Raw genomic sequence first — 21,133 nt, forward strand, 5'->3', positions numbered from 1 at the left:
ATTAAATAAAACCTTTTAATCCAGGAAAAAATCTCTGGTTTTACGTTCGTCCTCTTTTAGTTTTTCTACTAGTGACTCAAGGCCTTCAAATTTTATTTCTTCGTGAAGAAATTCTTTAAAATGCACTTCCAGTTGCTGTCCGTAAAGATCTTGGTTAAAGTCAAGCAGATTGACCTCCACTGTGAGACGCTCTCCTCCAACCGTAGGGTTCGTTCCGATGCTGAGCATTCCTTTGTGCGGTATTCCTTTATGGAAAACCTCGACAATGTAGGCGCCTTTTTGGGGAAGGAGTTTTAGGGGACTCACCTCGAAATTTGCAGTAGGGTAGCCAAGGGTACGTCCTAGTTTTTTTCCATGAACCACAGTTCCCGTGAGACTGTAGTCATACCCTAGCATGGCATTGGCCTGCCCAATTTTTCCTTCTTCTAATGCTTCCCTAATTTTAGTCGAAGAAATCGTTTCCAAATGAAGGTTTACGGCTTCCATTTGTTCGACTTCAAAACCTAATTTCGGAGCGAGCGATTCAAGAAGTTGAAAATTTCCGCTGCGGTTTTTTCCAAAGACATGGTCGTATCCGACGATAAGATGTTTCACTTTTAACCGTTTCACGAGGATTTCCTCGACAAATTCGGTACCGCTTAGGTTTCTAAATTCCGGAGAAAAGTCTTGGATTTGGAGAAAATCAATCCCTAGAGTTTCGAATCGATGGCATTTTTCCTCCAAGGTGCTAAGCAGTTTTAAAGAATCATTGGGATTAAAAACGAGTCTTGGGTGCGGCCAAAATGTGAGAATACCAGTTCTTAATTGGCGAGACTCGGCGCGTTCTTGAAGTTTCTTTATAATGGACTGATGCCCTAAATGAACTCCATCAAACATGCCAAGAGAGAGTGCCACAGGGCCACTGCTCATATTCTCCTTTATATTTTGGTATACTTCCAAGCGATTTAATTTAGGTGCAAAAGTAATAAATTGAAATGAGCTTCAAACCATGAATGCGCGAGACCCGTTGGAAGACCCAGGCAAAATCGTCAGTACTTTGATTTTTTGCTTTTTAAGAAAAGAAGGAGCAGATAAAAATCATGATAAAAATCTTGGAAATTGAAATTGCAAATCTGTTAAATATCATTATATTTGCACTCAAGAAAAAATTTAGCAATGGCAAACCAAATTAAAGGAAAAATTTCTCAAATTATTGGTCCGGTAATCGACGTTGTTTTTGGAGATGCTCAAGAGCTTCCCAATATTTATGACGCGCTGGAGGTGACCTATTCAAACGGTGAAAAGTTGATTCTAGAGGTAGAGCAACACATCGGTGAAGATTCTGTACGATGCATCGCAATGGATGCTACGGACGGTCTTCAAAGAGGACAGGAAGTGATCGCCCTAGGAAATCAAATTACCATGCCGACAGGCGAAGGGGTATACGGTCGACTTTTCAACGTGGTGGGTAACGCCATTGATGGACTTCCTTCCCTTTCAAAAGAAGGCGGACTTCCAATTCACCGAGAAGCTCCTAAATTTGACCAATTGACCACTTCTGCAGAAGTACTATTTACAGGGATTAAAGTTATTGACCTTGTAGAGCCTTATGCAAAGGGGGGTAAAATTGGACTCTTTGGTGGTGCTGGAGTAGGGAAAACCGTACTAATTCAGGAATTAATTAATAACATCGCAAAAGGACACGGAGGACTTTCCGTTTTTGCTGGAGTAGGAGAAAGAACCCGTGAAGGGAACGACTTGCTTAGAGAGATGTTAGAATCAGGCATTATAAAATACGGAGACGATTTCATGCATTCTATGGAAGAAGGCGGATGGGATCTATCCAAAGCGAATCTGGAAGAAATGAAAGATTCAAAATGTACTTTCGTTTTTGGTCAGATGAACGAACCTCCAGGAGCAAGAGCTCGTGTAGCGCTTTCGGGTCTTACCATTGCTGAGTACTTTAGAGATGGAGATGGAGAAGGTCAAGGAAGAGACGTACTTTTCTTCGTAGACAACATTTTCCGATTCACTCAAGCAGGTTCCGAAGTTTCTGCCCTTCTAGGACGTATGCCGTCTGCGGTAGGATACCAACCGACCTTAGCATCTGAAATGGGTGCGATGCAAGAGAGAATTACTTCTACTAAAAACGGATCGATTACTTCTGTACAAGCGGTTTACGTACCTGCGGATGACCTTACCGACCCGGCTCCGGCAACAACGTTTGCCCACCTTGATGCAACCACCGTACTTGATAGAAAAATTGCTTCCCTTGGTATTTATCCAGCGGTTGATCCACTTGCTTCTACCTCAAGAATCTTAACTCCTGAGATCTTAGGAGCTGAGCATTACGATTGTGCACAAAGAGTAAAAGAAATTCTACAGAAATACAAAGCACTTCAAGATATTATTGCAATTCTTGGGATGGAAGAACTTTCAGAAGAAGATAAACTTTCTGTAAACCGTGCAAGAAAAGTTCAGAGATTCTTATCTCAACCTTTCCACGTAGCAGAACAGTTTACAGGTCTTAAAGGAGCTCTTGTAGACATCAAAGACACCATCAAAGGATTCAATATGATTATTGATGGAGAGTTAGATCAATATCCAGAAGCGGCCTTTAACCTTAAAGGAACCATCGAGGAAGCGATCGAAGCAGGTCAGAAAATGCTTGCAGAAGCGTAAGAAGTTAAAAGCGCTTTATGCCTAAAGCTTAAAGCCCAAAGCAAAAACGTATGAATATTAAAATTTTAACTCCAGAGTTCGTTGTATTTGAAGGAGAAGTGAAATCCGTTTTACTTCCTGGAAAAGCAGGTGAGTTTCATATCATGAAGAATCACGCAGCCATCGTTTCTTCTTTAGGGTTTGGTAAGATCAAACTTTATACGAATGAAATTAGCGATGAGTTTGCTAAATATTTCACGAAAGAGAATGAGAAAGACTCTGTCTTCTCTTACGAGATCAAGAGCGGTGTCGTGGAATTCAATCATGAAAAAGGAATTATTCTAGCTGACTAAGCTTAAAAGAGTATAAACACAAAAAAGACCTCTACTTATTGTAGGGGTCTTTTGCTATGTGAAAGCTAGGTGATTTTCTAACTCGAAGTTTACGCTTCGTAATCACCCTCCGCTTCCGGTTGGTAAATAATTTGATCAATGATAATCTTAGTGGATCCTGAAGGAAGCTGCCAATCGATTTCATCGCCTACTTTGTATCCGATCAGTGCGATGGCTACAGCTGAGAAAATAGAAATTTTCTTTTCTTTTATATTGGCTTGACTTGGATAGACGAGTTTGATTTCGTTTTGCGTTTTTGCATTTGCAAAATGGAATTTCACTACAGAGTTCATCGTGATCACATCCGATGGAACATCCTTGGGATCTACAAGTTTTGCAGATTTTAGTTCCTTGGATAGTTGTTCTGCTTCCGCTGGTTTTATGCTGCCGTCTTGTTTTGCAGAACTGATGCATTGGAAAATCTTTGCATAGTCGTTTTTGTTTACAATTAGATTGTTCATATTAATTTGGTTTTGGTTTATAGACGTAAAAAAACCGTTTGAATAGTTTCAAACGGTTTTGTATAGTACTTTAAAAAAGTTTACAAGGTTTAAAACTATAAGTTTTGCTTCTCTATTAATTCTGCTTTTTGTTTGTAGTATCCGTCGGTTAGTTTGCTATGGATGGCTTCAAATGCAGCAAGTGTTTCATTGATTTCAGCATCTGTATGAGATGCAGTTGGAATTAATCTTAAAAGAATCATTCCTTTTGGAATTACAGGGTAGATTACTACGGAAGTGAAAATTCCGAAATTTTCTCTTAAGTCTTTCACTAGTAGAGTAGCCTCTACTGTGGAACCTTGCATCATTACGGGAGTTACGCAAGTGTTGGTTTCTCCAATATTGAATCCTCTTTCTTTAAGACCCGTTTGAAGTTTGATTACGTTTTCCCATAATTTCGCTTTAATTTCCGGTCTCGTTCTCAAAAGTTCTAAACGCTTAAGTCCACCAATAACCATAGGCATGGTCAGGGATTTTGCAAAGATTTGAGATCTAAGGTTGAATTTAAGGTAACGGATGATTTCTTTATTCCCTCCAATAAAAGCGCCGAATCCTGCCATTGACTTAGCAAAGGTAGAGAAGTACACATCAATTTGATCTTGACATCCCTGTTCTTCGCCCGCTCCCGCTCCGGTAGCCCCTAAGGTTCCGAACCCGTGAGCATCGTCAACCAAGAGTCTAAAGCTGAACTTTTCTTTTAGAGCGCATATTTCTTTTAGTTTTCCTTGCTGTCCTCTCATTCCAAAAACACCTTCCGTAATGACAAGAACTCCACCGCCTTGCTCTTCGGCCACTTTCGTAGCTCTGGCTAGGTTTTTCTCTAAGCTTGCCATATCGTTGTGCTTAAAGGTAAAACTTTTCCCCATGTGAAGTCTCACACCGTCTACGATGCAGGCATGAGAATCAGCGTCGTATACGACAACATCGTGTCTTGATAAAAGAGCATCAATCGTGGAAACCATTCCTTGGTATCCGAAGTTTAATAAGTAAGCGGATTCCTTCTTAATGAAAGAAGCAAGTTCTCTTTCTAATTCTAAGTGTTGATCTGTTTCCCCAGACATGGCTCTAGCGCCCATTGGGTAAAACATTCCGTATTGTGCAGCTGCTTTTGCATCTGCCTCCAAAACTTCGGGATGGTTACAAAGTCCTAAATAGTCGTTCGCCGACCAAAAAATAACTTCCCGTCCTTGAAATTTCATTCTAGGTCCAATCGGCCCTTCTAGTCTTGGGAAAATAAAGTATCCTTCTGCATAATCTGCAAATTGTCCTAGAGGTCCAGGATTCTGCTCGATGCGATCAAATATATCTACCATTAATTGAGTAATTTATTAAGTTTCAAAGTTACTGAAAATTTACATATTTTTTGGTCTTTTGCTAGGGCAAAGACCTGAGAGTTAACCCCGTTTTTCTCTTAGTCTGCACATTCCGGTGCAAGGGGAGAATCGGCACTGGTCTCAAGCGTAGTTTGAAAGCCTTGCTCAAGCATCCACTCGTCGCTATAAACTTTGGTCATGTAGCGAGAACCGTGGTCTGGAAATATTAGAACGGCAAGATCCGTAGAGCGTAAATCATTCTCCTCACAATACTGCAAAAAGCCTTGCGTTACGGCTCCCGTGGTATAGCCTCCCATAATGCCTTCACGCAGAGCAATCTCTCGCGTGCGGTACGCAGAGTCCTCATCGTTGACGCGAACATAGGAATCAATTTGATCAAAAAGGAGAGCGCCGGGAATTAAATTTTTTCCCATACCTTCAATTTGATAGGGACCAATCTCTTCAGGGTTTATTTTCCCTGTATCAAAATAGCCTTTTAAAATAGAGCCTACAGCATCCACACCAATTACCTTGATGTTTGGATTTTGTTCTTTCAAATATTTTCCCGTACCCGTTAAGGTGCCTCCTGTTCCAGTACAAGCAAAAAGATGCGTGATCTTTCCTTGGGTTTGTTCCCAAATTTCAGGACCGGTAGTGAGGTAATGTGCCTCTGTGTTGAGTTCGTTAAAATACTGATTTATGTATATAGAATTCGGAGTGGCTTTCGCAATGCGTTTGGCCACTTCATAATACGATCTTGGATCCTCAGGAGCGACATTTGCAGGGCAAATGTGTACTTCGGCCCCTAGGGACTTAAGAAATGCGATTTTTTCAGGTTTGGTTTTGTCACTCACGGCAAGAATACACTTGTATCCTTTCACGACACTTACCATGGCTACGGAAAATCCCGTGTTTCCGGAGGTTGTTTCCACAATAATAGATCCTTCTTTTAGAAGTCCTTTCTTTTCTGCGTTCTCAATGATATGAAGCGCAATGCGGTCTTTTGCACTATGTCCCGGATTGAAAGCTTCAATCTTTGCATAGACAGTAGCCTGCGTGTTTTCAGTCACATGATTAAGTTTCACCAAGGGTGTTTTCCCAATCAGCTCCAGAATGTTATTGTAAACTTTTGTCATTTTAAATGGTGCTAAAAAGCATGGGCAAAAATACGAAAAATTATTGATTTAGGGGAACGTTGTCCTTTCTTTTCCCAAGCAAACCTATGCACTTGACAGGATGTATACGAGAGAATAGAAGTCTTAAGAATCGCTTATAGACATAAATTTAGGGAGCAAGAACTCACGCTTTTAAGATAAAAAATCCTATTTTCGCATCATTAATATATAAGAATGAAAAACTGGACGTTTAAGACTTGGAATACGGTCTTAGGATGGGGTGTATTTGGGGTATCTTTACTTACTTACTTTCTTACAATGGAGAGAAAGTTTAGCTTTTGGGACACAGGAGAATACATTTCTTCCGCTGTGAAACTAGAAGTAACCCACGCACCGGGAGCTGCACTCTTTCAATTGGTAGGAGCGGTCTTCGCGATGTTCGCCTTAGGGGATGGAGCCAATTATTCTCTCGTTATTAATGCGATGTCTGCTCTTTTCTCAGCCCTTACCATTCTTTTCCTTTTCTGGACTGTGACTCATTTGCTCAGTCGAATTATAAGCAAAGAGAACGCCACTCTTTCACTCAATCAGCAAATCACCATCCTTTTCTCTGGACTTGTAGGCTCTTTAGCTTTTGCTTTTTCCGATACGTTTTGGTTTTCAGCGGTCGAAGGAGAGGTTTATTCGATGGCTTCTCTCTTTTTAGCCCTGATTTTATGGTTGATCACCAAGTGGGAGTCTCAGTATGGCGAGAAAGGAAATGAGCGATGGCTCATTTTAATTGCCTTTACCGTTGGGCTGTCCGTGGGTGTGCATATGATGGCCATGCTCGTGATTCCTGCCGTCTGCCTTATTTACTATACGAGAAACTATGAGTTCACCTGGAAGAGTTTTCTCTACGCCAATTTAATCACTCTAGGGGTGCTTATTTTCGTGTTTAAGCTGATTTTCCCTGCGGTGATGAGTCTTTTCGGAAAAATTGAAATCTTCACAGTGAACGGACTTGGACTTCCTTTTCACTCCGGTACACTGATTGCGTTTTTGCTTTTGCTCGGAGGAGGCTATTTTGTCGTAAAGTTTGCGAGAAAAACATCCTCGCTCGTTCAAACCACTGCGCTATCGGTGGTTTTCATGATTGTTGGTTTTTCTTGCTGGCTTGTAATTCCAATTCGTGCCAACGCGAACCCGCCCATGAATCTAAACAATCCTGACAACGCCATTGGAATGCTCGATTATTACAACCGAGTACAGTACGGCGATTGGCCTCTATTCAAAGGGCAAAATTACACCCAAGCACTTGATTTTGATGGCATGGCCAAAAATGAGGACGGGTCTTACAAGCAAAACAAAACGGGAGACGTTTATGAAAAAGATGAATCCACAAATTCCTATAGAAAAGTAGGGGAACGTTTTAATTACGTGTATTCTCCCGATCATATCTCCCTTATGCCTCGTATGTTTAACGACGATAAGGATGTCATGGCTAATTATATCTCCATGTACGGAGCGCCAGACTTTACTTTTAATTTCGACAATCCTGATTACGCGGATTCTCAAGAAGCCCATCAGATTTTTGACGAGCTAAGAGCGAAGTACGATAGTGGCGAAATCACGGTAGACGACTATCTTCAAATTAAGCCTTATAACCTAATCAATGTGCAAAGACCTTCGTTTGCCCAAAATCTTGATTATTTTGTCACTTTTCAAAATGGATTCTATTTTGTTCGTTACTTAATGTGGAATTTTGTAGGTCGTCAGAATGATCTTGAAGGCCATATGGAGAACAACCGAGGAAACTGGATCTCCGGTATCTCCTTTATTGACAATGCACTTTGGGGAAGCCAAGACCAAGTGCCTGCGAAATACAAAAACGAAAGTACAGTGGCATTTTATTTCTTGCCTCTTCTTCTAGGACTGCTAGGGATGTATTTTCAATTGAATAAGGATTTTGGTCGCTTTTATGCCATTCTTGCGCTTTTCATTTTAACAAGCGTGGGCATTATATTTTATACCGGGGTGAAACCTTTTGAACCAAGAGAAAGGGACTACGCCATGGTCGGGTCTTTCTTTGCCTTTGCCATTTGGATTGGTCTGGGCGCAGGAGCGATTCTTTTTGAATTGCAAAAGAGAGTTAAATCCAAAGCTGCCGTGCTCGTAGGGGGCGTGGTTTTGTTAGGAGTTCCGGCAATGATGGGATTCCAGAATTATGCATCTCACGACCGAAGCGGTCGTTCCGCGGCGTATGACTTTGCCTATTCCACCCTGAAGAGTCTCCCAGACAATGGACTTCTGTTTGTCTATGGTGACAACGATACCTATCCTGTGTGGGCAATCCAAGAAACTGAACGCTTTAGAGACGATGTGAAAGTGGTTAATTTCACCTTGCTTTCGACTCCCTGGAATATTGACCAAGTCAAAAGAAGAACCTACAACTCGATGCCGATTCCCTCTACTCTGACCCATGCGGAGTACCGCGAAGGCGTAAACGATCAAATCTATGTCATGCGCAAAGACATGTGGCAAGATTTGCTGAGCGATCCCGGAGCCAGAGGACTTTCGAGCGCTGAGATGCAAGAGTTTCAGAAATTCAAAGACATGGACTCCATGCCTATTAAAGAGGCGCTTGCCTTTTTAAAACAAAAATCCCCTGGAAAAGAGGCGATCTTGAAACTTCTTTTTGGAGAAAGCAAATACGAAAGATTCAATATCCTTCCGGTTTCTAAATTGGTGATTCCAGTGAACAAACAAAACGTACTGAAAAGTGGGATTGTAAAGCCTCAGGATCAGGACAAAATCGTGAGTGAGATTACAATCGATTATACGCGAACCAATTTGTTTAAAAACAATTTGATGATGCTGGATATCCTTGCCAATTTTGATTGGAAGCGTCCAATCAATTTCTCCACAGGAGGCGTATATGACAATGAAAACATATTCTATTTAAATGAGTATTTGCAATACGACGGATTCTCCTATCGATTGGTTCCTATACATACACCTGAAAGTGGAACGGGTGAGATTGGTAGAGTAGATGGTGAGTCCCTTTATTCCATTGTCAAAAATTACCGTTGGGGGAACTTCAAAGATCTCTCCGTGCATTTTGATGAGACTTGCACGCAGAATATCATAGGCTACAGAAATTCTGTGGGTCGGGCCTCAGAAGCGCTTGTGAATTCGGGACAAAAAGCCAAAGCGATTGAACTACTCGATCTCGCTTCAGCGGAAATTCCAGTTCAAAAGTATAACGATCCACGTTCATTAAGTACGTTAGTCTACGGGTATATTCTCGCAGGACAAGACCAAAAGGGACTCTCCCTAGCTCAGGACTTAATCAAAGGAATTTTTGAAGAATACGATTACTATACCCGTCTTTCTAAAGAGGAACAGCGTTTTGCAGGCCGTTCTTTGCGTACCAAACCTTTGGAATATTCGATGGTTGTGAGCGCAGTCAGCGAAGCCTACGAAGCGAGGGGTGAGAGTAAAAAAGCCTATGACAATTTGGTTAAAGGGCTTACGCCAATCGATAAGCGTTACTCGGCTCTTATGAAAAATTTAGAAGCCATGGGGAAAGAGAAAGCGTACAGTGAAGCGGATAAGCTTCAGAATATAATTCCTTTCTACCACTATCTATTTGAGGCTTTTAAGCCTTATGACTCGACCTATGGTCCTGAAAAATTGAAACAAATTGAAACGCAGCTTATGCAATTAACCCAGTAATAGCGCCCTAAATTCAATTGACTTACTTAGGAAGTTGCCCAATTTGAAATGTGTTTTCAATTGGGCAATTTCTATTTTGGGCTCCTTAGCGTCACTTTCCAAAATTAGCCTTATTTTTGCAGGGTATAAACTTTGATGCCTAACTTTTAAAACTTCTGATGAAATCTCTTGTTCCATACTGCGCCTTTCTTCGAGCCATTAATGTGCAGGGTTCAAGGATAAAAATGCAGGCGTTGGTTCAAGCTTTTGAAGCAGAGCACGTGAGGAATGTGAAAGCCGTATTGGCCTCAGGTAACGTACTGTTTTTAAGTTCACTGCCTAAATCAGAGCTAAAGAGCTTTTTGGAAAACCGCCTTAAAGAAAATTTTGATTTTCAAACCGAGGTGTTTCTCTACACAAAACAGGAAATTGACTCTCTCCTTCAAAGCGATCCGCTGGAACCAAGTGAACAGCTCCATACCTATATGGTTTTGAGTGAAGAAAGTGGAGAGTGGCTTTTGGGGCAGGTGAAGGACCAAACCCTTTTAGAAGGGGAAACCCTTCAGGTATCGCGCAATCACTTGTATTGGCAGGTTCCTAAGAATTCAACCGTCGATTCGAGAGTGTCCAAAAGTCTTGCGAGGCGCGCTATAAAGACGCTGGTTACGACAAGAAATCGAAGTACAATAGAGAAGATAAGTAAACAATTAACGACAATAGAGCCCTAAGATAAGCGCTCCAAAAATGAAATAAACACACCCTATGATTCAATTTTTAGGTACGATCAAGCATAAAGATTCAAAAAACTTTTTTCTCATCGCAGGTCCTTGTGCCATCGAAGGAGAAGAGATGGCCTTTGAAATCGCAGAGAGAGTTATGGAACTCAGTGATAAGTATAAAATTCCTTATATTTTTAAAGGGAGTTTCAAGAAAGCAAACCGTAGCCGTATCGATTCATTTACAGGAATCGGCGATGAAAAAGCGCTTGAAATCATCAAAAAAGTAGGAGACCACTATAAGATCCCTACCACCACGGATATTCATGAGATTGACCATGCGAGCCTTGCCGCGAAGTATGTGGATGTATTACAGATTCCGGCTTTTCTAGTAAGACAAACGGATCTTGTCGTGGCAGCCGCCAAGACGGGAAAATGTGTCACGCTTAAAAAAGGTCAATTCTTATCTCCAGAGAGCATGAAATTTGCGGTGGACAAAGTAAAAGAGTCTGGAAATGAAAAAATGGCCATCATTGAAAGAGGAAACTCTTTTGGGTATTCAGATTTGGTGGTGGATTTCCGTGGAATTCCCGTGATGCAAAACTACGCACCCGTGATTTTGGACGTAACGCATTCCCTTCAACAGCCCAACCAAAGTTCAGGAGTGACCGGAGGACGTCCCGAACTCATCGAAACAATTGCCAAAGCAGGAATTGCGGTGGGCGCAGACGGAATCTTTATTGAAACGCATAAAAATCCAAGCGTAGCCAAATCGGATGGAGCCAACATGCTTCAATTGGATTTGCTCGATGGACTTTTAGAAAGACTTACACGAGTGAGAGAAGCGATTCTTTAAGCCTCTTTTTAACTGTAATAACAAAGAAGCCACTCATTGAGTGGCTTCTTTGTTATTATTTTACGATTTCTCCGTTAAGTTTAAATTTGACTCTAAAAGAATTCTCTCTATTACTTATGCTTTTCTTTATAGTTTCTTCCGTTCCAAGTTTTTTTAAAACTTTATCCCCTCGTTCCGCAAACGAAAAATATTCATCAGAATAAAAATAAAGTGGGATTGATTTTCCTTGTAAAAAAACAGATCTATTACTATATTCAACCCAAATGTTTTCTGAGGAATTCGAGAGTTCATTTAGATATATTATGTAAGTATCTGCATCTTCTTTATCTAAAACTAAATAAATTTCTCTTTTATTGATGGTTCTTTTTTGAAGTTCTCCATTAAGTATATCATTGACAGAACTGGGCAAAAAATATACTATATCTGAATTCGATTTTTGAGAGTAACAGCTAAATAAACAAAAATTTAACAATAACAATAATAATATCTTTTTCATTATGGTGTTTTTTGTTTTTCTACAAAATTCTTTAAAGCATCGTGTCCCATATTGAAGAAGCTCACGGATAGTTTTTAAAAGCGACCGCTAAATTGAAATATGCAAGGTAAATCTACAAATTATTTAATATTCACAATACATATACCTGAATATAATTATATTCTTATCATATCGACCTCATGCAAGTAAAATGATCAATGTCGCACAACGGGCTATCTAAGCGACTTTGAAGATTCCTACTAACGAAATTGAAATGATGTTTAGTCACTGTAATACATCGGTGATAGTAACGAGCAGGACATTCTCTTGGATATAAAAACTACACGAATAGACGTGTTGAAGTTTACAAACTTTAATCATCAGATCCATTAAGAGGTCCTAAAAAACATAGATTATATAGGAAATCTATTTAAAAATACTGATTGTAGTGGAATGTGCTATAGTACGCTTGTTTATAGAGTTTGAACAAAACCATTCCTTTTTCAAATCAACCAATGTATCTAATACCCGGTAAATATTATGGGATGACAAAACCTAAAACCGGTTTATTTGAATCAAACCTTGGTTATCTTACGGTATGTTATAGTGATAAATTACCACATCTTATTGAGTAAAGAACCTACTTACGGTTATGGGTCTTCTAATCCTATTAATAGAAAATATTTGTTAGAGGACTATCCGTTAAATAAAGAAAAGTTTAAGCCTATTATTTATAAAGAAGATGCTAAAAAATTTTCCGATATAAATAAGGTGTCTTCTTTTTCCATATAATCATTCACAAATATACCTAAAAAAGCGCCTTGCGTCACCCAAATTGGTGATGAAAAATTCAACAATAAGCACGAAATAAGATAGTTACAAGAACGATTAAAAAAAGTTCGGAAGTCAAGAAACGAATCCAGGGTTCTTGGTTTACAAGGACTCTGGATTTTTAGTTAAATTCACTTGGTAGAGATCCTGTCTTCGATCGGTTAATGTGCGCACGGCTCCGTTGTGATGCAGTTCTTTTAAAAGATTTAGATCCACATCTACAATCAAGGTCATTTCTGTATTGGCGGTTGCTTCTCCTTTAAGCGCGTTCGAAGGGAACTGGAAATCGGAAGGGGTAAACACGGCCGCTTTTCCGTATTGGATGTCCATGTTGTTTACCTTCGGTAAATTTCCAACGCATCCCGCGATGGCCACATAGCATTCGTTTTCAATCGCCCTAGCGGCCGCGCAGTGCCTTACACGGGTGTAGGCATTTTGCGTATCGGTAAGGTAAGGGACAAAAAGGATTTTCATGCCCATATCGGCTAAAAGCCTTGGGAGTTCTGGGAACTCTACGTCGTAGCAGAGGGCAAGTCCAATCTTTCCACAATCAGTGTCAAAGACTTTTATTTCGTTTCCGCCTTTCATTCCGTAGCACCTTTTTTCGTTGGGTGTGATGTGGATCTTTCTATACTCATCCACTTTCCCATCGCGATGAAGCAAATAGGATACATTGTAGATCTCTCCGTTCTCTTCTAAGGGCATACTCCCCGCAATAATATTGACATTATAACTAATGGCAAACTCGGAAATTCGTTTTTTGATTTCTTCTGTGAGTTTGGCAAGTTCAAGCATACTTTCCCTTTCTGAGAGATGGTTGAAAGGAGCGAGCAGAGGGGTATTGAAAAGTTCAGGAAACAGCACGAAATCCGATTTGTAATCGCCCATGACATTGACAAAGAATTCCACTTGTTCGTAGAACGCTTCAATGGTAGGGAAATGGCGCATTTGCCACTGGACAAGGCCCAGTCTTACCACGCTGTCTTGCATCGTGTTCGGCCTTTTGCTGTAATAGATATTGCTCCATTCTAATAGGACTGCATTGTCTTGCGAGGAACTGTCTCCTGGCAAGTAATTCTTAAGAATGCGGATCGGCTGAAAACTATTGGAGAGCTGAAAGGTAAGTACAGGATCGTAGATTTCTTTCTTACGAACCTTTTGTATGTACTGTCTTGGAGTGAGCTCCTTCATGTGCTCATGGTAGTTCGGAATTCTTCCTCCAATGACAATGGATTTTAAGTTCAGGTTTTCACAGAGTTCTTTTCTGGCATCGTACAGCCTTCTTCCTAGTCGCAAGGATCGGTACTCGGGATCTACAAACATTTCAATTCCATACAGGACATTACCTGAATTGTAGTGCGTGTTGAAGCTAGAGTTGCCTGTGATTTCCGCATAGGTATGGTCATCGCCATAGAGCTCGTATTGTACGATAATCGAAAGGCTGGCGGCAGCTACTTTACCATTGACCGTCACGCAGAGCTGACCGTCAGGAAAGATGGAGGTTAATTTTTGAATGTTTCGCTTGTCCCAAACATCGTCCCGCATTTCAGGATAAGACTTTTTCATTACCTCTATTAAGCTATCGTAATCGTCTACATTTAATCTTCGAATGTCAACTTGCATGGTGAATTATTTGGCTGAAATTTACAAAAAATATGCCGCCTATTCTCTACGAACAAGCGAAGTGGAAATTAAGACCCGTTCTTTTGCAAAGTAGGGCTTAGTGAGAAATCCTATTTTGCGAGAGCTTTAAGAATCGGTACACTAAGAGAACGGCCGAGACGGTGAGACCAAACCCAAGAGCGATCCACATACCCCATGCGCCCATGTTAAGAGTCACACATAAAAAGTATCCCAGGGGAATGGTAAGAATCCAGTAAGCGAAGAAGGTAAGATAGCTTGGGATTTTCACATCTTGTATCCCTCTTAAAATACCAAGTGCCGTGACTTGAACTCCATCGGAGAGTTGGAAGAGAGCCGCAATAATCATAAGCTTAGAGGCAAGTTGAATAACTTCGACATCTTCCTTCTTTGTGAAAAAGGTAGGCAACACATCTCGTCCAACCACAAAGAAAAGTCCACAAAGGAGCATGAAAAGGAAAGAGAGTTTGAGATTGTTGATTCCTACGGCGCGTAGCTCTACAAATTTTCTCTCCCCAAACTTACGTCCTACGAGGATCGTAGAGGCGACCGAAAACCCAATACAAAGGTTGAAGGTAAAGGAAGCCATGCTTAAGGCAATTTGGTGGGAAGCAATGTCTTTTGCACTCACTAGCCCGCAAATAAACGCAGCACCCGCAAAGGCGGTGATTTCGAAAAACATTTGAAAAGCGGTCGGCAGACCGATTTTAAGCATTTTTTGAAACATCGTGGTTTTAAGTTCACTTAACTTAATTCTAAAATCCTTGATATAGCGTTTCGTGGTAGAATGTTTTAAGAGAACATAATATAAGAACACCATCATGAAAATCCTTGCAATTAGCGTGGCTAGTGCTGAGCCTTTTACGCCCATCTCAGGGAAGAAAAACATACCCTTGATAAAGACATAGTTCAAGGCAATGTTGATCACATTCGCAATGATCGTGGCCTTGGTGACCCCAATGGTGTATCCGAGCCCTTCTGAAACTTCACGTAGAGTTTGGAAGGCCATAAAAGGAAGGATCGTAAAGGCCATTACCAACAGATAAGAAATGGTGTCCGGAATAATTTCGGGCGGTTGGTTCATATGATGGAGAAGAGGCGTAAAGGCTAATAGTAAAATCATTAGCGCTAGACCTACAAGCATATTTAAAACAAACCCATGACGAAAAACAGAATTAATTCGTTCGTGTCTTCCTCGACTATGCGCCTGAGAGACAAGGGGAGGAATGGCAAAGGAAATTCCAAGACCAAAAATGAAAATCGAAATAAACAGGGCATTCCCAAGGGATACGGAGGCAAGGGCAGTGGCCCCTAGTAATTTCCCCACAATGATATTGTCAAATAACTGGACCGATACTTGACCTAATTGAGTGACCATCACCGGAAGGGCAAGGGTAAGGGTTTCTTTGGTGTAATTTCGATTTAAAAAAGCCATGTGGATTTCTTTTTGCAAAAATAAGGATTCTCTTAGGACTTCCGTATGTTAATTTTCTTTCCTATTCGGAATTTGTTTCTCTCCAAAAAAAGAGAGTCACTTAGCGTTTAAGTGACTCTCTTTTAAGTTTTGAAGGCGATCGTTTACTTTCGTACAAAAGCACTCACGTCCTCAGCAGTCACAGGATTGTTTCCTAAAATGATTAAACGCTCTACGACGTTTCTCAGTTCCCTAATGTTTCCAGTCCACGAGAAAGCTTCTAGCGCTTTGATCGCTTTGGAATCGAACTGATGAACCGGAACCCCGTTTTCATCTCCAATTAATTTAGAGAAATGCTCCACAAGAAGTTTTATATCTTCTTTTCTCTCGTCAAGGGGTGGTACGTAGATTTCAATTACAGAGAGTCGGTGGTAGAGGTCTTCTCTAAAGCGTCCGGCTTCAATTTCTTTTTGCATGTCTTTGTTGGTAGCGGCAAGCACACGCACATCGACTTTTACTTCCTTGTCACTACCTACGGGGGAAACTTTGCTTTCTTGCAAAGCGCGAAGCACTTTTGCCTGGGCAATTAAGCTCATGTCTCCAATTTCATCTAAGAAGATGGTTCCATTTTGAGCTAATTCAAATTTCCCTTGTTTGTCCTTGATGGCTCCTGTAAAGGATCCTTTCACGTGACCAAAGAGTTCACTTTCAATTAATTCGGAAGGAATTGCGGCGCAATTCACTTCAATCATTGGGCCTCTGCTGCGTTCACTTTGCGCATGAATCGCATGAGCTACCAATTCTTTCCCGGCTCCGTTTGGACCTGTAATAAGTACTCGAGCATCCGAAGTAGCGACTTTATCGATCATGTCTTGGATCTTCTTTAATCCTTGGCTCTGACCGATCATTTGGTATTTTTTGTTAACCTTTTTCTTTAAGGTAACATTTTCTTTTTGTAGGGTTTTGTTCTCTTTGAAGAGTTTCTCCTTGTCTAAGGCGTTTTTCACGCTCGTGATAAGGCGGTTGATATCAATTGGCTTAGAGATGAAATCGTAAGCGCCGTCTTTTAAGCAGTCCACTGCGATGTCAATATCCGCATGCCCTGAAATCATTACGAATGTAGATTCCGGCTTGAGGATTAAAGCCTGCTTTAAAAGCTCTGTACCCGAGAGCTTAGGCATTTTGATGTCAGAAATTACTAACGCAAAATCGTCTTTTTCGATCAGTTTATAGCCTTCGAGACCATCCGGTGCAACGGAAATTTCGAAATCGGGTAATTCGTCCGAAAGTATATTTTGAAGTACGCCTGCGATTGCTTTTTCGTCTTCGACTATGAGGATTTTTTGCATAAGGGCAAATTTACATTTATAATTTGAGGATTTAAAATTTTGAATGAAGTTCTTACAAAAACCATTCGTTTTGAACCCTACTTTCATTAGGGATTATTAAAAGCAACTAATGCGAATAGTCCCGTGCGCCAAACAGAGCGGATCCTACTCGTACCAGGGTAGCACCGCAATCAATGGCTAAGGGGTAATCCCCACTCATGCCCATGGAAAGGGTGTTAAACGGATAATAGAGACTGAGGCTATCGTAAAGATGCTTTAAGAATTGAAATTCTTGCTTCACTTGGTTTTGATCTTCGACAAAAGAGGCCATGCCCATTAAGCCCTTTATTTCCACAAATGGAAACTCTCCATTTTTCCACTGGGCTAAAAGTTCTTTGGTTTCATTGACCTCGAGACCGTACTTGGTATCCTCTTGGGCAATTTTCACTTGAAGCAAAACCTTTATTTTCCGGTCTATTTTTTCGGCCTGTTTGTTTATTTCTCGAAGGACTTTTTCAGAATCAACACTCTGAATGGTGTCTACGAAAGGCACGACGAATTTTACTTTGTTCGTTTGCAAGTGGCCGATCAAATGCCACTGAATGTCTGAGGGCAAAAGAGGCTGCTTTTCGACAAGTTCTTGAACTTTGTTCTCTGCAAAGATCCGTTGTCCTAAAGAGTAGAGCTCCTTAATAGGTTCAATTGGGTGGGTTTTCGAGACTGCCGCAAGAGTCACACCCTCTGGGATATTGCGTTTTACATTTTGAAAATTAGCTTCAATAGACATAGTGAAAAGATTAAGAAAAAGGAATTGCATTTGGGAAAGGGCAAAAGGCCCTTTGCAACAAAAGCAAAAATACAAAATTATTATCCAATTCCTAAAGATAGAAAACTTAGGAGTGGCACCGTTAATACTGTCATGCTCCTGCTCTTTGAGGTCCTTGTCTTTTTTATGGTTCTTGTCACTGTTTGTTCCAAAAAGCAGAAGTGGCGCTCCGTTTTTTATCGGCTTTGAATCGATCAAAGGCGATTTTCACAATTATTAACTACATTTGTAGCAGTTTCTAAGTCCATTACTATATTTCCGTTTCCAATCAAATTGGTCGATTGAACCGAAATGTATTTTTGGGTTTTTTCTTTATTTACATATCGAATGGCGGTATTAATCCGTGATAATTCAGATTTCGCTTTGTCGTGGCGAGACTTCGCTTAATTAATTCCCTTCCTGCTTCACCGTCCGGTCTCTCATCAAATAGCGCACTGTTATCCTGAGAAGGTCTATCACCAAATAAGTCTTTGCTGAAAAATGGTCTAGGTTAGCCTTTGCAGCAGTCACTGCGGCTTTACGTTCTTCTCTAGGTTGAGCCTAGATTGTAGTAAGTACTTCTTGAAAATGAATCATCCCTTCGATAGCATCCTTCTCTATATGGATGTGGTTTCTTCCGATCGACTGTTTTTCTTGCGGATCAATTCGATAAAGGGGAGTTCTGTTTCGAAGTTCTAAAAGAAGGCCTGCTGCAGGATAGACCTGTAGCGAAGTGCCAATGATAAGACAAATATCCGCATTTTGAACGAGCCGAATAGCCTCATCCATAGCAGGAACTTCTTCCCCAAACCAAACAATGTGAGGACGAAGTTGGACGCCAAATTCATCCGTATCCCCAAGCTTTAAGTCCTCCACCCAAGGGTAGAGTGGTAAAAGGTTGTCGGTTGAACGTACTTTCGAGAGTTCACCATGCAAATGCAGAACGCTTGTGGATCCAGCGCGCTCGTGCAAATCGTCCACATTCTGAGTGATAATCTGAACCTCAAAAAAAGATTCTAGTTCAAAAAGGATTTCATGCGCCCGATTGGGCTTCGCGTTCTTTAATTGTGAGCGCCGCATATTGTAAAAATCAAGAACTTTCTGAGGATCTCTTGCAAAGGCCTCTGGTGTTGCAATTTCTTCAATCCGAAAGTTCTCCCAAAGCCCGTCAGAGTCTCGGAAAGTTTGAAGTCCGCTTTGCTGCGAGATGCCGGCTCCGCTTAATACCACTAGTTTTTTCACAACTCGATTTCTCCTCTGTTTTTTAAACGCTCTGCAATAAATTCAATCTGAGTTTTCCCATGCCTAGTGGGTTTTCCCTCCTGGTCCACACCCACAAAAATAAGTTTTTCAATGGTAATAATGGTCTGGCGAGTCATCATGTTTCTCACCTCGCAATGAAGCGTAATGGAGGTGTTTCCAAATTCCGTGGCTTCAATACCGATTTCAATAATATCCCCTTGTTTTGCGGAACTAATGAAATTGATCTCTGAAATGTATTTTGTGACGCAGCGAGGTGTTTCAAGTTGGACGATGGCGTAAAGTGCCGCCTCCTCGTCAATCCACTGCAAGAGTCTTCCCCCGAAAAGCGTATGGTTGGGGTTTAAATCCTCCGGTTTAATCCATTTTCTAGTGTGGTAGTTCATAAGTACTTTTTCACAAATTTAAGGGGAATAATTTGAACTTCCCTAGGCTTTTGAAGGCAAAAGAGAATTATTTAAAAAGAAGTCGAAGTTCGCTTTGGGTTCGAGCGTAGGTACTTCTCTAAACTTTCCTAAATTTGGAAAAAATTTAAAATGAAGTTTTCACCACTTATTGTCGGCACGATGCGTTGGAGTTCTTGGGGGGTAAGCCACCCCAAGCCAGAGATACAAACTTTGATCGAGTCGTGTCTAGATTTAGGATTGTATACTTTTGATTCCGCAGATATTTATGGCGGATATACTTGGGAAGAGTCTTTTGGCAAGGCGCTAGGGGAAATGAATTTGCCGCGTCAATCGTATCAGCTTATTTCCAAAGGAGGCATTAAATACAAGGGTGGGGCAAGACCTTATGAAGTGAAAGCATACGATCTTTCCAAAGACTATCTTATCCAGTGTGTAGAACAGAGCCTAAAGGATTTGAAAACTGAATATTTGGATCTGTTCTTACTGCACAGACCCTCTCCCTTAATGGATCCTGAGGAAATTGCAGCGGCCTTTTCTCTTCTTCGATCAAGTGGAAAAGTCCTTAATTTTGGAGTGAGCAATTTCTCAACCTTAGAATTTGATTTCTTATCGAAATATTTCCCCGCTCTTTGTACCAACCAAATCGAAATTTCCCTTACCCAGAGCGATGCTTTCTTTGATGGGCGTATTCTTCAGCAGCAATCCTTAGGGCTACAGCCTACCGCGTGGAGCCCACTGGGAAGCTATTTTTCGAGTGACGATGAAAAGTCACAACGTACTCGTGCTGTACTTATTCCTCTATCGGAAAAATACGGTGCTAGCGAGGCCGAGCTCTTACTAAGTTTTCTTAGAAAATCTCCTGCGGGAATTATCCCGATCGTAGGTAGCTCCAAAGTCGAGTCTATTCAAAAGCTAGCCCGTTCGCTGGATCTAACGCTCAGCGACGAGGATTGGTTTGTTCTTTTAGAAGCCTCTCGGGGGAGACGAGTTTTGTAGCTTAAAACAAAATCCGGCTCTATCTTTTGGATAGAGCCGGACTCAAAAAAAATCATGAAAACTATTTTAGTGAATTCTAAAATTTTGTTTAGCAATTATCTCATTTATTAACTCGTATAAGTAGTAGCAAATCCTATGACAAACTCGTAGGAATTAGAGCCTTAGGAGCTGATTTAACAGAAAATTAAAACTAAGGGCCCTGATTTAACGCTAATTAACACTCGCTTTTCGTAAGAGGGAAGGACTAATCGTTATGGTAGGGTTTGCCTTTTTGAATTTGGTCTGCTCGGTAGAGCTGCTCAATTAAAAACAGTCTTACCATTTGATGCGTAAAAGTCATCTTGGAGAGAGCCATTTTTTCATTGGCTCTTTCGTAGAGACCTGGGGAGAAGCCGTAGGCACCGCCAATGACCAGATGAATTTTCTTCACAGAGCTGCCCATCCAATCGTCTAGTTTAGTAGCAAACTCTCGAGAGGTGTATTGTTTGCCTTTCTCGTCAAGCAAAACAACCAAATCGCCAGGTTCCATGTGCTCAAGAAGTAGCTTTTCTTCTTGTTTCTTTAAAAGTTCGACACTTAAATTCTTTGTGTTCTTTACATCGGGAATTTCAATAAATTCTGTATTCCAATGCCTTGGCAATCGTTTCAGATAATAGGCTATTAAAGCGTCAATTTCTTTTTCTTGTGTCTTTCCAATGGAGAGAATATTAATTCGCATTTCTTATCTTTGTTGCACAAATATACCCTT

General features: G+C 40.8%; 18 protein-coding genes. 6 read left to right on the plus strand and 12 right to left on the minus strand.

Features of this window, described 5'->3' with window-relative positions:
* Nucleotides 1–15 precede the first annotated feature (15 nt).
* Complete coding sequence (locus ACX3PU_RS05350; protein WP_459083891.1) at nt 16–939, minus strand: bifunctional riboflavin kinase/FAD synthetase; 924 nt, start codon at nt 937–939, stop codon at nt 16–18.
* Between the two features lie 216 nt (nt 940–1,155).
* On the opposite strand from ACX3PU_RS05350, the gene atpD reads away from it, so the two are divergent.
* Nucleotides 1,156–2,661, plus strand: coding sequence for a F0F1 ATP synthase subunit beta (gene atpD / locus ACX3PU_RS05355; protein WP_459083892.1), 1,506 nt, complete (start codon nt 1,156–1,158; stop codon nt 2,659–2,661).
* 50 nt (nt 2,662–2,711) lie between these two features.
* Entirely contained in the window at nt 2,712–2,993 is a 282-nt protein-coding gene (locus ACX3PU_RS05360) for a FoF1 ATP synthase subunit delta/epsilon (RefSeq protein ID WP_459083893.1), read from the plus strand.
* An 89-nt stretch (nt 2,994–3,082) separates the two neighbouring features.
* Here ACX3PU_RS05360 and rnk read toward each other — a convergent pair whose 3' ends face one another.
* The 3 genes from rnk to ACX3PU_RS05375 form a co-directional block, all read right to left on the minus strand.
* Complete coding sequence (gene rnk, locus ACX3PU_RS05365; protein WP_459083895.1) at nt 3,083–3,493, minus strand: nucleoside diphosphate kinase regulator; 411 nt, start codon at nt 3,491–3,493, stop codon at nt 3,083–3,085.
* A gap of 95 nt (nt 3,494–3,588) precedes the next feature.
* Nucleotides 3,589–4,845: an aminotransferase class I/II-fold pyridoxal phosphate-dependent enzyme gene (locus ACX3PU_RS05370; protein ID WP_459083896.1), complete on the minus strand. Its 1,257-nt coding sequence runs from the start codon at nt 4,843–4,845 to the stop codon at nt 3,589–3,591.
* Nucleotides 4,846–4,943: 98 nt separating this feature from the next.
* Nucleotides 4,944–5,981, minus strand: a complete 1,038-nt coding sequence (locus ACX3PU_RS05375; RefSeq protein ID WP_459083897.1) for a PLP-dependent cysteine synthase family protein — start codon at nt 5,979–5,981, stop codon at nt 4,944–4,946.
* 213 nt (nt 5,982–6,194) lie between these two features.
* Between ACX3PU_RS05375 and ACX3PU_RS05380 the strand changes: the two genes are divergently transcribed.
* The 3 genes from ACX3PU_RS05380 to kdsA all read left to right on the plus strand — a co-directional run bounded on the left by ACX3PU_RS05380 (nt 6,195) and on the right by kdsA (nt 11,228).
* Entirely contained in the window at nt 6,195–9,677 is a 3,483-nt protein-coding gene (locus ACX3PU_RS05380) for a glycosyltransferase family 117 protein (RefSeq protein ID WP_459083898.1), read from the plus strand.
* 158 nt (nt 9,678–9,835) lie between these two features.
* Nucleotides 9,836–10,384 (plus strand): DUF1697 domain-containing protein, encoded by a 549-nt coding sequence (locus ACX3PU_RS05385; protein WP_459083899.1) that lies wholly within the window; start codon nt 9,836–9,838, stop codon nt 10,382–10,384.
* Nucleotides 10,385–10,418: 34 nt separating this feature from the next.
* Nucleotides 10,419–11,228: a 3-deoxy-8-phosphooctulonate synthase gene (gene kdsA, locus ACX3PU_RS05390; protein WP_459083900.1), complete on the plus strand. Its 810-nt coding sequence runs from the start codon at nt 10,419–10,421 to the stop codon at nt 11,226–11,228.
* 55 nt (nt 11,229–11,283) lie between these two features.
* Here the strand turns inward: kdsA and ACX3PU_RS05395 are convergent, their stop codons facing one another.
* The 7 genes from ACX3PU_RS05395 to ACX3PU_RS05425 form a co-directional block, all read right to left on the minus strand.
* On the minus strand, nt 11,284–11,724 hold the full coding sequence (locus ACX3PU_RS05395) for a hypothetical protein (RefSeq protein ID WP_459083901.1): 441 nt from the start codon (nt 11,722–11,724) through the stop codon (nt 11,284–11,286).
* A gap of 912 nt (nt 11,725–12,636) precedes the next feature.
* Nucleotides 12,637–14,157 (minus strand): GNAT family N-acetyltransferase, encoded by a 1,521-nt coding sequence (locus tag ACX3PU_RS05400; RefSeq protein WP_459083902.1) that lies wholly within the window; start codon nt 14,155–14,157, stop codon nt 12,637–12,639.
* Between the two features lie 97 nt (nt 14,158–14,254).
* Nucleotides 14,255–15,610, minus strand: a complete 1,356-nt coding sequence (locus ACX3PU_RS05405; RefSeq protein ID WP_459083903.1) for an MATE family efflux transporter — start codon at nt 15,608–15,610, stop codon at nt 14,255–14,257.
* A gap of 143 nt (nt 15,611–15,753) precedes the next feature.
* Nucleotides 15,754–16,938 (minus strand): sigma-54-dependent transcriptional regulator, encoded by a 1,185-nt coding sequence (locus tag ACX3PU_RS05410; RefSeq protein ID WP_459083904.1) that lies wholly within the window; start codon nt 16,936–16,938, stop codon nt 15,754–15,756.
* A 106-nt stretch (nt 16,939–17,044) separates the two neighbouring features.
* A complete protein-coding gene (locus tag ACX3PU_RS05415) occupies nt 17,045–17,704 on the minus strand; it encodes a YggS family pyridoxal phosphate-dependent enzyme (RefSeq protein ID WP_459083905.1) in 660 nt (219 codons plus the stop codon).
* 579 nt (nt 17,705–18,283) lie between these two features.
* Nucleotides 18,284–18,964: an SIR2 family NAD-dependent protein deacylase gene (locus ACX3PU_RS05420; protein WP_459083906.1), complete on the minus strand. Its 681-nt coding sequence runs from the start codon at nt 18,962–18,964 to the stop codon at nt 18,284–18,286.
* Nucleotides 18,961–19,368, minus strand: a complete 408-nt coding sequence (locus ACX3PU_RS05425) for an acyl-CoA thioesterase (protein WP_459083908.1) — start codon at nt 19,366–19,368, stop codon at nt 18,961–18,963. Before ACX3PU_RS05425 ends, ACX3PU_RS05420 begins: the two co-directional genes overlap by 4 nt.
* Nucleotides 19,369–19,518: 150 nt before the next feature.
* Here ACX3PU_RS05425 and ACX3PU_RS05430 point away from each other — a divergent pair, with 150 nt between their 5' ends.
* Nucleotides 19,519–20,385, plus strand: a complete 867-nt coding sequence (locus ACX3PU_RS05430) for an aldo/keto reductase (protein ID WP_459083909.1) — start codon at nt 19,519–19,521, stop codon at nt 20,383–20,385.
* Nucleotides 20,386–20,629: 244 nt separating this feature from the next.
* Here ACX3PU_RS05430 and ACX3PU_RS05435 read toward each other — a convergent pair whose 3' ends face one another.
* Nucleotides 20,630–21,103, minus strand: a complete 474-nt coding sequence (locus ACX3PU_RS05435) for a 23S rRNA (pseudouridine(1915)-N(3))-methyltransferase RlmH (RefSeq protein ID WP_459083910.1) — start codon at nt 21,101–21,103, stop codon at nt 20,630–20,632.
* Nucleotides 21,104–21,133: the final 30 nt, after the last annotated feature.

The organism is Chryseobacterium sp. A301, from assembly GCF_054489425.1.